Consider the following 11,241-nt stretch of genomic DNA (forward strand, 5'->3'; position numbering starts at 1 on the left):
AGCCCGGCACCCCGCTTTCAGCCCGTCCGGCGTTTGAGGACCGGGGTCCGGGCAGCGCCCGGGGAACGGTGGAAGGGCGGGTAGGGGACAGCCCCGCAGGGCCCACCCCAGCCCCGGCCCGGGCAACGCCCCACGCACCGGGGCCACCCCGGAGGCCAGGCGACCCCGCGACCCGGAGGCCCGGCGGGCGGCCTACGCCAACACCCTCAACCCAAGCTGCGCAGCCATCGCCGGAGCCAACTCGAACAACTGCCCCGCACTGATCACCGCCCCGGCCAACGCCTCCACCCCCCGCGCGATCTCCATCGCCCGCACCCCCCTCAGGTCCACGTCCGCCATCCGCGCCCCCGTGAAGTCCACCCCCCGCAGCTCGCAGTCCCGGAACTCCACCCGCTCCAGCACCGCACCCCCGAAGTCCGGCTCCACCAGCACGCACCCCTCGAAGACCACGTCCTTGAGCCGCGCCGTGCGCAGGTTCAGATAATCGATCTTGCCCCCGCGCACGAGCACCCGCTCCAGCACCGCCCCGTGCAACTGCACCCCGCCCAGCCGGGCGTCCAGCAGTTCCACGTCGCGCAGCGAAGCCCCCGACAGGTCCGTCCCCACACCCCGGACGCCGTCGAGCACCGAGTCCAGGATCCGCGCCTTGGCCAGCCCGGTCTCGTCCAGCACGCAGCGCCGTAGCGCGCAATCCATGAACCGCGCCCCCCGCCCGTCCCCGCCGCCCAGGTCCACCTCGACGAGCTCCAGCCCGTCGTAGTCCCCGTCCGGCTCCAACCCGGACCCCACGTCCTCCCACCCGCTCAGCTCCGGCAACCGCACCTCCGGCCGCCGCGCCGCCTTCACCGTCTCCTGCCGCCCGTTTCGCACCATCCCCCCATCCTGGCCGACCCCACCGACAACCCCTTGACCTCAACCCCACTTGAGGTCACACCCTGTCCCCATGACCACCACCGCCCCCGCCCCGGGCCCCACCCCCACCGCCCCCGGCGAGATGCACGCCATCCGCCTCCACACCTTCGGCCCCGCCGAGAACCTCACCTACGAGTCCGTCCCCCGCCCCCTCCCCGCCCCCGGCCAGGTCCGCATCGCCGTGGCCGCCGCCGGAGTCCACCTCCTCGACACCGCCCTGCGACGCGGCGTCCAGGGCCCGCCCGCGCCCCTGCCCGAACTGCCGACCGTCCCGGGCCGCGAGGTCGCCGGCACCGTCGACGCGGTCGGCACCGGCACGGACACCGGATGGCTCGGACAGACCGTCGTCACCCACCTCGGATTCGCCCCCGGCGGCTACGCCGAGTACGCCGTCGCCGACGCCGGCCGCCTGCACGCCGTCCCGCCCGGCCTCGACCCCGCCACCGCCGTCGCCATGATCGGCACCGGCCGCACCACCCTCGGCATCCTCCAGTTCGCCGACCTCGGCCCCGGCTCCGTCGCCCTGGTCCCCGCCGCCGCGGGCGGCATCGGCACCCTGCTGGTCCAGTACGCCAAGCACGCCGGAGCCACCGTCGTCGCCCTGGCCGGCGGCCCCGCCAAAACCACCCGGGCCGCCGCCAACGGCGCCGACCTCGCCCTCGACTACACCACCCCGGACTGGGCCGACACCCTCCGCGCCCACCACCCCGACGGCGCCACCGTCCTCTTCGACTCCGTCGGCGGCGACATCGCCCGCACCGCCCTCGGCCTGCTCCGCGACGGCGCCCTGCACCTCGTCTTCGGCTGGTCCGGCGGCCCGCTCACCCTCACCGCCGCCGAACAGGCCGACCTGGACGCCCGCTCCATCACCACGCAGCACGTCCTCGGACCCGCCATGCTCCGGCGCACCGGCGGCGAAGACCCCCTGCGCCTCCTCGAAACCCGCGCCCTCGCCGAAGCCGCCACCGGCCGCCTGCGCCCCGCCCTCCAGCGCTACCCCCTCGCCGAAGCCGCCGCGGCCCACCACGACCTGGAAACCCGCGCCACCACCGGCAAGGTCGTCCTGGAACCCTGAGGGACCTACGCTCCCCCGAGCTCCGCCAGCGCCCCATCGGTCAGCCGGTACACCGACCACTCGTCCTGCGGACGCGCACCCAGGGCCTCGTAGAAGGCGATCGTCGGCTCGTTCCACTTCAGGACCGACCACTCCAGCCGCTCGTACCCGCGCTCCCCGCAGATCCGCGCCAACTCCCGCAGCAGCGCCTTCCCGTGGCCACCGCCGCGCACGCCCGGACGGACGTACAGGTCCTCCAGGTAGATCCCGTGCACCCCGCGCCACGTCGAGAAGCTGAGGAACCACAACGAGAACCCGACCGCCTCGCCCCCGTCCGTCACCGCGAGGTGCGCGAACGCCGCCGGGCGCTCCCCGAAGAGCGCCTCCCGCAACTGCTCCTCGGTGGCGCGCGCCTCGTGCGGCACCTTCTCGTACTCCGCGAGCTCGCGGATCATGGCGTGGATGACGGGTACGTCGCTGACGACGGCGCTACGGATCATGCCTGCACCCTACGAGCCACCGCCCCGGCCCCTCCCCCGCCCACCCCGCCCCAGCAGCTCCTCCGCGATCCTCAACTGCACCCCCGCCGGCCGGTCCCCGTCCTCCACGTCCCACAGGCAGTTCTGCAGCACCCGCCCCAGCGTCCACGCCCGCGCCCGCTCCCGGTCCGACCCCACCGCCTCCGCCAGCGCCTCGAACCGCCACCGCACCTCCCGCGCAAGGAAGTTGTTGACCAGCGCCGGCAACAGCTCGAACCCCGGATCACCGGCGAGCGGCTTCGGATCGATGGCCAGCCACGGCTCGCGCCCGCCCGCCAGGACGTTGTCGTAGTGCAGGTCCCAGTGCAGCAGCCGGTCCCCCGGCTCCCCCACCACCTCCGCGAGCGCCGCCGCACAGTCCGCGACGAGCCCCCGCTCCCGGCCGTCCCCCAGCCGCGCCAGCGCACCCGGCACCGCCTCCAGCATCGCCGCCGCCACGTCCCCCAGCCGCCGCAGCCCGGCCGGCGCCGGAACCGCCGTCAGCCGGGCCAGCAGCCCGCCGACGACCTCCACCGCCCGCGCGGAGTCCCGTACGGCCCGCTCCGACAGCGGCCGGCCCTCGTCGAGGCGCTCCAGCAGCAGCGTGCCCGTCCGCGCATCGTCCGCCAGCAGCCGTACGCAGCCCTCCCCGGCCCACGCGCGCAACGCGACCGCCTCGTCCGCGTTCTCCTCGTCCAGCGCCGGCAGCTTCAGCGCCGCCGCCGTCCCGTCGGCCCGCACCACCGGCAGCACCAGGGCCGTCACCCCGTACATCCCGGGCCCGGTCACCCGTAGCTCCCACCGCTCCAGGAAGCACGCCACCTGCGCGGGCAGCGCGTCGACGAACTCCCGCCCGACCGCACCGTTGTCCCGCACCTGCGCCCGCGCGAACCCCCCGGGAACCCCGAGGAACCCACGACCACCCGGACCAGCCGAACCGCCCGAACCGCCAGAACCGCCTGCCGCCACACCGTCCATGACCCGACCCTAGGACCCCAGACCCAGACCCAGACCCAGACCCCACTGCCCGCCGGCCTAGACGGAGACGCCCACCCCCACACCCTTCAACGCCCTTGCGAACGCCCCCGCATCGAACAGCGACCCGTCCTTCGACCCGATCGGCGCCCCGTCCACCAGCACCATCGGCGTCGCCTGCGCGCCCGTCGCCTCGAAGCCCTTCTCGGCCTCGGCGACCCACCCCTTGTACTTCTGCTCCTTCACCGCCGCATCGAACTGCGCCCCGCGCAGCCCCGGCACCTTGTCCGCGATCTTCAGGAGCACCTCGTCGGTGAACTTCCCCTTCGGCTGGCTGGCGAAGACCGCCGCGTGGTACTCCGCGAACTTCCCCGAATCCGCCGACGCGCGCAGCGCGTTGACCGCCTTGACCGAACCGCTCGCCCCGTCCCGGTCCAGGAAGGACGCCAGCAGGTACTCGATCTTCACCTGCCCGGCCACCGCCAGCTTCAGCAGCGACTCCCCGCCGGCCTCCTCGAAGCGCGCGCAGTAACCGCACTTGGGGTCCACCAGCACCTGCGCCGTACGCGGAGCGTCCGGCTTCCCCACGACGATCTTCGACCCGTCCACCGTCGCCGGCAGCCCCGCGAGCTGACCGGCGATCGGGCTCGTCCGCACCGCGACCCCGGAGACGGCCGCGGCCTCCCCCTCACCCGCCCCGGAACCGCACCCGACGACCGCCCCGCCCAGCAGGGCCACGGCCGCGACCGCCGCAACCAGCTGCCCTGCCTTCGCAACCCGCGTCATACGAACCAGTACCTCTCACACAAAAACCTGACAAAATCCCCGCCCCACCCTAAGGAGGTCCCGCACCGCCCACATCAGCCATTCGGCCACCCCTCGACCCCCAAAACCCGACGTCACGTCCCTGGACACCCACCCAAAACCCCGTGTACCAACTCCCCCATGACGATCAACGGCGGAATTTCCTTCTGGTACGCGACGGACGAGACCGCCCCCGCCCACCCACCCCGCGCCCCGCTCACCGGCAACACCACGGCCGACGTCGTCATCGTCGGCGGCGGCTACACCGGCCTGTGGACCGCGTACTACCTCAAGACCGCCGCCCCCGACCTGCGCGTCACCGTCCTGGAGCAGAAGTTCTGCGGCTACGGGGCCTCCGGCCGCAACGGCGGCTGGCTCTACAACGGCATCGCCGGCCGCGACCGCTACGCCGCCCTCCACGGCCACCCGGCCGCCCAGCGCCTCCAGCAGGCCATGAACGAGACCGTCACCGAGGTCATCGACACCGCCGCCAAGGAAGGCATCGACGCCGACATCCACCGCGGCGGAGTCCTCGAAGTGGCCCGTACCCCCGCCCAGCTCTCCCGCCTCAAGGCCTTCCACACCGCCGAACTCGCCTTCGGCGAAACGGACCGCGAGCTCTACGACGCCACCGACACCCGCGCCCGCATCAACGTCGCGGACGCCGTCGGCTCCTCCTGGACCCCGCACGGAGCCCGCATCCACCCCCTGAAGCTGGTCAAGGGCCTCGCCGCCGCCTGCGAACGCCTCGGCGTCGTCATCCACGAGTCCACCCCCGTCACGGAGATCGCCCCGCGCCGCGCCCTCACCCCGTACGGCACGGTCCGCGCCCCGTACGTCCTGCGCTGCACGGAGGGGTTCACCGCCGCCCTCAAGGGCCAGAAGCGCTCCTGGCTCCCGATGAACTCCTCGATGATCGCCACGGCCCCGCTCCCCCCGGAGACCTGGGCCCAGCTCAACTGGTCCGACGCCGCCACCCTCGGCGACATGGCCCACGCCTACATGTACGCCCAGCGCACGGCCGACGACCGCATCGCCATCGGCGGCCGGGGCGTCCCCTACCGCTACGGCTCCCGCACCGACAACGACGGCCGCACCCAGCCCGCCACGATCACGGCCCTCACGAACCTCCTCGAATCCTTCTTCCCGGCCCTCACCGGAGTCGAGATCACCCACGCCTGGTCAGGCGTCCTCGGCGTCCCCCGCGACTGGTGCGCCACGGTCACCCTCGACGCCACCTCGGGCCTCGGCTGGGCCGGCGGCTACGTGGGCTCCGGCGTGGCCACGGCCAACCTCGCGGCCCGCACCCTCCGCGACCTCGTCCTGGGCGACCGCACGGACCTCACCACCCTCCCCTGGGTCAACCACCGCGTCCGCCGCTGGGAACCGGAACCCTTCCGCTGGCTGGGCGTCCAGGCTCTCTACGCCGCCTACCGCGAAGCCGACCGCCGCGAAGCCGCCACCCACACCCCGACGACAACCCCGCTGGCCCGCCTGGCGGACCGCATCTCGGGCCGCGGCTGAGGGCACACAGAAAGGCCCCGGGCGATCACCCGGGGCCTTCCGTTTTCGTTCGAATCCCTTTGGTCGCACAACCTCTGACCTGGGATAGGGCCCCCTGTCGGATTCGAACCGACGACCTACGCATTACAAGTGCGGCGCTCTGGCCGGGCTGAGCTAAGGGGGCACATGTGACACTGCGCAGCGCACAGAATCGCCTTCACTCTACACAGCCGCCAGACCCCGCCGCGAAGAACTTTGCGGCGTCCGTAACCCCTCGCCCACCCGTTCGTTCTTGGTACTGAAGTACCCGTCCGACTATCGGACCGTAGGGGTGGGAGGGTTCGTGGCCGAAGCCGCGGAGCAGAGGAAGCGCGTCATAGGCGCCGAGGCCAAGCGCCTCAAGCGCGAGGTCCTGGGCATTCCGGACCAGCGCAAACACCAGCAGCGCGCCGCCAAGCCGGTCACCAGCCGCGCGAAGGAACCGGGCACGCAACAGCGCGCGTACCGCTATCGCTTCTACCCCACCGACAGGCAAGCCGAGCAGCTACTGCGCACCTTCGGAGCCTGCCGATGGGTCTACAACGAGGGCCTCGCACTGCGCGTGAAGGCCTGGGAGGAGCACCGCCTCTCCCTCGGCTTCGCCGAGACCTCCCGCGCCCTGACCGGCTGGCGCCGGGCTCCGGAGACCCCGTGGCTCCAGGAGGTGTCCTCGACCGTGCTGCAACAAGCGCTGCGCCACCTCGACTCCGCGTTCACCCGCTTCTTCAAGGGCACGGCGAAGTACCCGAGGCCGAAGCGAAAGCACCGCTCACGGGACTCGGCGACGTACGTCCGCACCGGCTTCCGCTGGCGCGAGGACCCCGAACGACCGGGCACCGGGCTCATTTCCTTGGCGAAGCAGACGGAACCACTGGACGTGCGGTGGTCCCGCCCCCTGCCCGCCGGTGTCACACCGGTGAAGCTGACGGTGATCCGAGACCACGCCGGCCGCTTCTTCCTCTACGCCCTCGTGGAGGAACGGATCCCTCGGCTCCCGACCGCATTGGCTCCGGGCACGGATGCCCCGAAGGCCGTCGGAATCGACCTCGGACTGACAGCCCTGGTCACCTTGGACGACGGCAGCACCGTGGACCACCCACAGCTGCTGAAGAAGTACGCGAAGAAGCTGGCCCGGCTCCAGAAGGAGATGCACCGGAAGCGGAAGGGGTCGAGCAACCGCGGCAAGGCACGCGTGAAGATCGCCAGGCTGTACGCGCTGATCAGCGATGTACGCAGAGATGCCCTCGACCAGCTCACCACCCGCCTCGTGCGCGAGAACCAAGTGCTCGTGGTGGAAGACCTGGCCGTTGCGAACCTGCTGCGCACGCCGAAGCTGAGGAACGCCATCGGCGACGCCTCGTGGGGCACGCTCTTGGAGATGCTCCGCTACAAGGCGGCCTGGTACGGACGCACCCTGGTCGTCGTCGACCGGTTCTTCCCCTCGACCCGGCGTTGCTCCTCCTGCCACACCAAGGGCGAGCAGCTCGACCTGTCCGTCCGGACATGGACGTGCGCGGCCTGCGGCGCTACCCATGACCGTGACGGGAATGCCGCTGTGAACCTCCGCGACGAGGGGCTGCGGTTGTACTGGTCGGTGGCCATGGCACTGCCGCCCGGCAGAACCCCTCCCTCGGTCATCCGTGCCTCGGAGCTACCCGCGTGCGTCACGGCCGCGTAGGCCGTAGCTGAGCAACAGGCTGACGGGCCGTCGGTCTTCAAGCCTGTGGAGTCTGCGTAAGACCGTCTGGTGCATCCTTCAGGGCTGCACCAGACGGCAGCGGACGGTGAAGCAGGAAGCGCCGCTCGCGAGGGCGGCACTAAGGTCAAAAATCTGGTGCTCTGCCCACCCTCACACCCCCGGATACCCCGCCCGGGCCACCCGCGGCGCCACCGCCGCCAGCGGCAGCCCCGGGTTGAGGGCGTCCACGACGGCCTGCGTCAGGGGGCGCAGCTCCCACACGTGGCGGACCGCGTCCAGGGGGAGGTCCGTCTCGTAGTAGTCCTCGGCGAAGTCGCGGTAGGCCTCCGGGGTGCCCGCTGCGAGGAGTTCGAAGAGGTAGTCCGCGCCGTCCGGGTCGGCCTTGCCCTCCGGGAACTCGACCCGGCCCGCGTGCCACTGCGTGTCGGCGGTCTCGCGCCAGAAGACGGCGGTCGCGTTGAGCACGCCGTCCACGCAGAACGCCGGCTCGGTGAGGTAGGGCCGGAAGGCCTCGGCTATGCCGTCGGTCAGGCCCGGCCAGCCGTCTTCATTGTCTACGGCGGTGTCGGTGTCCGCCCAGGGGCTCATGACCGACTCGTGGTCGAAGCCGTGCCCGAACACCCCGGCGGCCGAGAAGACGATCGCGTAGTCGTCGCCGGAGCCGTTGTCCATCAGTGCCGCTTCCTCGCCCGGGCCCCACTGCGGGTCGTAGGAGAAGTAGGCGTCGTCCTCTTCGCCGCTGATCACCAGTTCCAGCGCCGCCATCGCCCGGCAGCGGTCGCGCAGCGTCTCGATGTCGGGCAGCGCGCGGGTCACGTCGTAGATGGTCATGGGCGTGATCAAAGCAGCCGCCTCTGACAGTCGGCCCCGACGTGTGGAAACGTCCTGGAACTCACCCGCGTCCAGGTGCTGACAGGAGCGGCGCGGGCGGGTAGCGTCGGGCCGAGTCCAGTCCACTGGACTAGACCTTCCACTCGGATCGTCCGGCACGTTCCTGCCGGTAGAAGGGATTCATCACCATGGCTTCTGTCACTTTCGACAAGGCGACCCGTCTGTACCCCGGCGGCGACAAGCCCGCCGTCGACCAGCTGGAGCTGGAGATCGCGGACGGCGAGTTCCTCGTCCTCGTCGGCCCCTCGGGCTGCGGCAAGTCCACCTCGCTGCGCATGCTGGCCGGCCTGGAGGACGTCAACGGCGGTTCGATCCGCATCGGTGACCGCGACGTCACGCACCTGCCGCCCAAGGACCGGGACATCGCGATGGTGTTCCAGAACTACGCGCTGTACCCGCACATGTCCGTCGCCGACAACATGGGCTTCGCGCTCAAGATCGCCGGTGAGGACAAGGCCACCATCCGCCGGAAGGTGGAGGACGCGGCGAAGATGCTGGACCTGACCCAGTACCTCGACCGCAAGCCGAAGGCGCTCTCCGGCGGTCAGCGCCAGCGTGTCGCGATGGGCCGCGCGATCGTGCGCAAGCCGCAGGTGTTCCTCATGGACGAGCCGCTGTCGAACCTCGACGCCAAGCTCCGTGTGTCCACCCGTACGCAGATCGCCGCCCTCCAGCGCGACCTGGGCATCACCACCGTCTACGTCACCCACGACCAGGTCGAGGCCATGACGATGGGTGACCGCGTGGCCGTGCTGAAGGACGGTCTGCTGCAGCAGGTCGACACCCCGCGCAACATGTACGACCGCCCGGCGAACCTCTTCGTCGCCGGCTTCATCGGTTCGCCGGCGATGAACCTCGTCGAGGTCCCGATCACCGACGGCGGCGTGAAGTTCGGCGACAGCGTCGTCCCGGTGTCGCGCGAGGCGCTGACCGCGGCCGCCGACGCGGGCGACCGCACCGTCACCGTGGGCGTGCGCCCGGAGCACTTCGACATCGGCGAGACGGGCGGCCTGGAGATCACCGTGAACGTCGTCGAGGAGCTGGGCGCCGACGGGTACGTCTACGGTTCGACCTCGCACGCCGAGGGCTCGCAGGACATCGTGGTGCGCGTGAACGGCCGCCAGGTGCCCGAGAAGGGCTCCACGCTGCACGTGGTGCCGCGCGGCAACGAGATCCACGTCTTCTCCACGTCCTCGGGTGCCCGCCTCTCCGGCTGACCCGGCCCGTACGCGCACAGCCGCCGAAGGGGCGTCCCGTCAAGGGGCGCCCCTTCGGCGCGAGTTCCGGCGCGAGTTCCGGTGCGAGGTCGCGTGCGAAGTCCCGTACGAGATCCGGCAGATCGGGCCATTCGGCCCCAAGCGTCAACCCTTAATTCGAAAAGCCACGTCGAACCATCCCCCGACCGGGTGACTAAATGTCGCCATATCTTCACCGAGCGCTACTCTCGCCCTCGTGACCCACACTGCCCGCCGTATCGGCCGATCCCTTGCCCTGGTCCTGCCCGTCGTCCTGGTCCTGTCCGGGACCCTCGCGGTCACCATGGTCCCCTGGGCGGACAACACCCCCTCCCAGATCCTGACCGCGTCCGCCGAGGACGTCTCCGTCCCCGCGAAGCCGCGCGCCGCCCAGGACGTGCTGCGCGAAAAGCTGTTGAGCGAGATCCAGCAGGGCGAGCAGCCGGGTGACGTGCTCACCCACCTCCAGCAGGAGGTCGACCGGCGGCCGTCCCTCGCCGAGCACTGCGTGGGGATCGCGCGCGCCCTCGGGCGGGCCGCGGTGGACGCCTACGGGCCCACGAAGGCCCAGTCGTTCGCGCGGCCGGTGTGCGACACCGCGTACGCGTCCGGCGTCGCCTCCATGGGCTGACGGCCGCCGCCGCACGCCCTTCCGCCCCCGGACACAACGAACATGACCGAATCCGAGCGTTCCGAAGGCTCCGAGAGCTCCGAGCGTTCCGACCGACCCCACGCGGCCGCGTTCCCGGCCTCCCCGACCCAGGCGGTTGTCCTGGCGGGGGGCCAGGGTTCGCGGCTGCGGCCTTATACGGACGACCGTCCCAAGCCGATGGTGGAGATCCCCGGCACGGGGATGCCGATCATCGGGCACCAGCTCGCGTGGCTGGCCTCCGAGGGGGTGACGGACGCCGTGGTCTCCTGCGGACACCTCGCCGAGGTGCTCCAGAAGTGGCTGGCCGAGGCCCCGTTGCCGCTACGGGTGACCACCGTCGTGGAGAACGAACCGCTGGGCCGGGGCGGCGGGCTGAAGTACGCCGCCCGGCACCTGCCGCATCCCGGGGAGTCCTGGTACGCGACCAACGGGGACGTGTGGACCCGGTTCTCGCTGCGCGAGATGGCCGCCTTCCACGCCGAGCGCGGCGCCACCGCCACGCTCGCGCTCGCCCGGCCGCGCATTCCGTGGGGGGTGGTGGAGATCAACGAGTACGGGCACGTACTGGACTTCATCGAGGCGCCGCAGTCCCCGTACCCGGTCAATGCCGGCGTGTACGTCTTCGGACCCGAATTCGCCGCCCTGCTGCCGGATTTGGGTGACCACGAGCGCACGACCTTCCCGCGCCTGGCCCGTGAGCGGCGCCTCGCGGGCTTCCCGCTTCCCCAGGGGGCCTACTGGCGGGCGATCGACACGGCGAAGGACCTGACCGAGGCGGCGCGCGAGTTGGCCGCGCAGAAGGCCCCGTAGGCCCGTCCCGGGGCACAGCCGAAGGGCCCCGGGCCCTGTGGCGGGGCGGGGCCGTGGGGTTTGGGGGGGGGTTTTTTTGGGGCGTGCGAAGACGGTGATCCGGCCAGGCCGGCGCCCCGGCGGGGGGGCGGGGTGGGGGCCGGTGGTGC

At 71.8% G+C, this 11,241-nt stretch carries 11 protein-coding genes and 1 tRNA gene; 6 read left to right on the forward strand and 6 right to left on the reverse strand.

Going from position 1 to position 11,241, the window contains the following annotated elements; all coding sequences use genetic code 11:
- Positions 1-192: 192 nt before the first annotated feature.
- Complete coding sequence (locus tag ACFWNV_RS37130; protein WP_383955916.1) at positions 193-873, reverse strand: pentapeptide repeat-containing protein; 681 nt, start codon at positions 871-873, stop codon at positions 193-195.
- A gap of 121 nt (positions 874-994) precedes the next feature.
- On the opposite strand from ACFWNV_RS37130, the gene ACFWNV_RS37135 reads away from it, so the two are divergent.
- Positions 995-1,987 carry a zinc-binding dehydrogenase gene (locus ACFWNV_RS37135; protein WP_383955943.1) on the forward strand — a complete coding sequence of 331 codons (993 nt, stop codon included), beginning with the start codon at positions 995-997 and terminating at the stop codon, positions 1,985-1,987.
- 5 nt (positions 1,988-1,992) lie between these two features.
- Here ACFWNV_RS37135 and ACFWNV_RS37140 read toward each other — a convergent pair whose 3' ends face one another.
- From ACFWNV_RS37140 to ACFWNV_RS37150, 3 genes are all read right to left on the reverse strand, one after another.
- A complete protein-coding gene (locus tag ACFWNV_RS37140; RefSeq protein ID WP_383955919.1) occupies positions 1,993-2,466 on the reverse strand; it encodes a GNAT family N-acetyltransferase in 474 nt (157 codons plus the stop codon).
- Between the two features lie 9 nt (positions 2,467-2,475).
- Positions 2,476-3,360: an aminoglycoside phosphotransferase family protein gene (locus ACFWNV_RS37145; protein ID WP_383955922.1), complete on the reverse strand. Its 885-nt coding sequence runs from the start codon at positions 3,358-3,360 to the stop codon at positions 2,476-2,478.
- A 159-nt stretch (positions 3,361-3,519) separates the two neighbouring features.
- Entirely contained in the window at positions 3,520-4,245 is a 726-nt protein-coding gene (locus ACFWNV_RS37150; protein ID WP_383955925.1) for a DsbA family protein, read from the reverse strand.
- 159 nt (positions 4,246-4,404) lie between these two features.
- On the opposite strand from ACFWNV_RS37150, the gene ACFWNV_RS37155 reads away from it, so the two are divergent.
- A complete protein-coding gene (locus ACFWNV_RS37155; protein WP_383955928.1) occupies positions 4,405-5,787 on the forward strand; it encodes an NAD(P)/FAD-dependent oxidoreductase in 1,383 nt (460 codons plus the stop codon).
- Between the two features lie 88 nt (positions 5,788-5,875).
- Here the strand turns inward: ACFWNV_RS37155 and ACFWNV_RS37160 are convergent.
- Positions 5,876-5,950: transfer RNA gene (locus ACFWNV_RS37160), tRNA-Thr, on the reverse strand.
- A 159-nt stretch (positions 5,951-6,109) separates the two neighbouring features.
- Here ACFWNV_RS37160 and ACFWNV_RS37165 point away from each other — a divergent pair.
- Positions 6,110-7,483, forward strand: coding sequence for an RNA-guided endonuclease InsQ/TnpB family protein (locus ACFWNV_RS37165; protein WP_383955931.1), 1,374 nt, complete (start codon positions 6,110-6,112; stop codon positions 7,481-7,483).
- Positions 7,484-7,654: 171 nt separating this feature from the next.
- Here the strand turns inward: ACFWNV_RS37165 and ACFWNV_RS37170 are convergent, their stop codons facing one another.
- On the reverse strand, positions 7,655-8,335 hold the full coding sequence (locus ACFWNV_RS37170) for a hypothetical protein (RefSeq protein ID WP_383955934.1): 681 nt from the start codon (positions 8,333-8,335) through the stop codon (positions 7,655-7,657).
- 188 nt (positions 8,336-8,523) lie between these two features.
- On the opposite strand from ACFWNV_RS37170, the gene ACFWNV_RS37175 reads away from it, so the two are divergent.
- From ACFWNV_RS37175 to ACFWNV_RS37185, 3 genes are all read left to right on the forward strand, one after another.
- Positions 8,524-9,612, forward strand: a complete 1,089-nt coding sequence (locus ACFWNV_RS37175) for an ABC transporter ATP-binding protein (protein ID WP_383955936.1) — start codon at positions 8,524-8,526, stop codon at positions 9,610-9,612.
- Between the two features lie 235 nt (positions 9,613-9,847).
- The gene (locus ACFWNV_RS37180) at positions 9,848-10,261 is read left to right on the forward strand and encodes a hypothetical protein (protein ID WP_266878811.1); all 414 of its coding nucleotides are present in this window, start codon (positions 9,848-9,850) and stop codon (positions 10,259-10,261) included.
- A gap of 42 nt (positions 10,262-10,303) precedes the next feature.
- Positions 10,304-11,092 (forward strand): NDP-sugar synthase, encoded by a 789-nt coding sequence (locus tag ACFWNV_RS37185; protein ID WP_383955940.1) that lies wholly within the window; start codon positions 10,304-10,306, stop codon positions 11,090-11,092.
- The last annotated feature ends 149 nt before the right edge of the window (positions 11,093-11,241 follow it).

This window comes from Streptomyces sp. NPDC058401, from assembly GCF_042722885.1.
Lineage (GTDB): Bacteria > Actinomycetota > Actinomycetes > Streptomycetales > Streptomycetaceae > Streptomyces.

Coding starts and splice junctions, on each gene's coding strand:
- ACFWNV_RS37185 (WP_383955940.1), top strand. CDS start 10,304: ATGACCGAATCCGAGCGTTCCGAAGGCTCCGAGAGCTCCGAGCGTTCC.
- ACFWNV_RS37135 (WP_383955943.1), top strand. CDS start 995: ATGCACGCCATCCGCCTCCACACCTTCGGCCCCGCCGAGAACCTCACC.
- ACFWNV_RS37155 (WP_383955928.1), top strand. CDS start 4,405: ATGACGATCAACGGCGGAATTTCCTTCTGGTACGCGACGGACGAGACC.
- ACFWNV_RS37175 (WP_383955936.1), top strand. CDS start 8,524: ATGGCTTCTGTCACTTTCGACAAGGCGACCCGTCTGTACCCCGGCGGC.
- ACFWNV_RS37170 (WP_383955934.1), bottom strand. CDS start 8,335: ATGACCATCTACGACGTGACCCGCGCGCTGCCCGACATCGAGACGCTG.
- ACFWNV_RS37140 (WP_383955919.1), bottom strand. CDS start 2,466: ATGATCCGTAGCGCCGTCGTCAGCGACGTACCCGTCATCCACGCCATG.
- ACFWNV_RS37130 (WP_383955916.1), bottom strand. CDS start 873: ATGGTGCGAAACGGGCGGCAGGAGACGGTGAAGGCGGCGCGGCGGCCG.
- ACFWNV_RS37150 (WP_383955925.1), bottom strand. CDS start 4,245: ATGACGCGGGTTGCGAAGGCAGGGCAGCTGGTTGCGGCGGTCGCGGCC.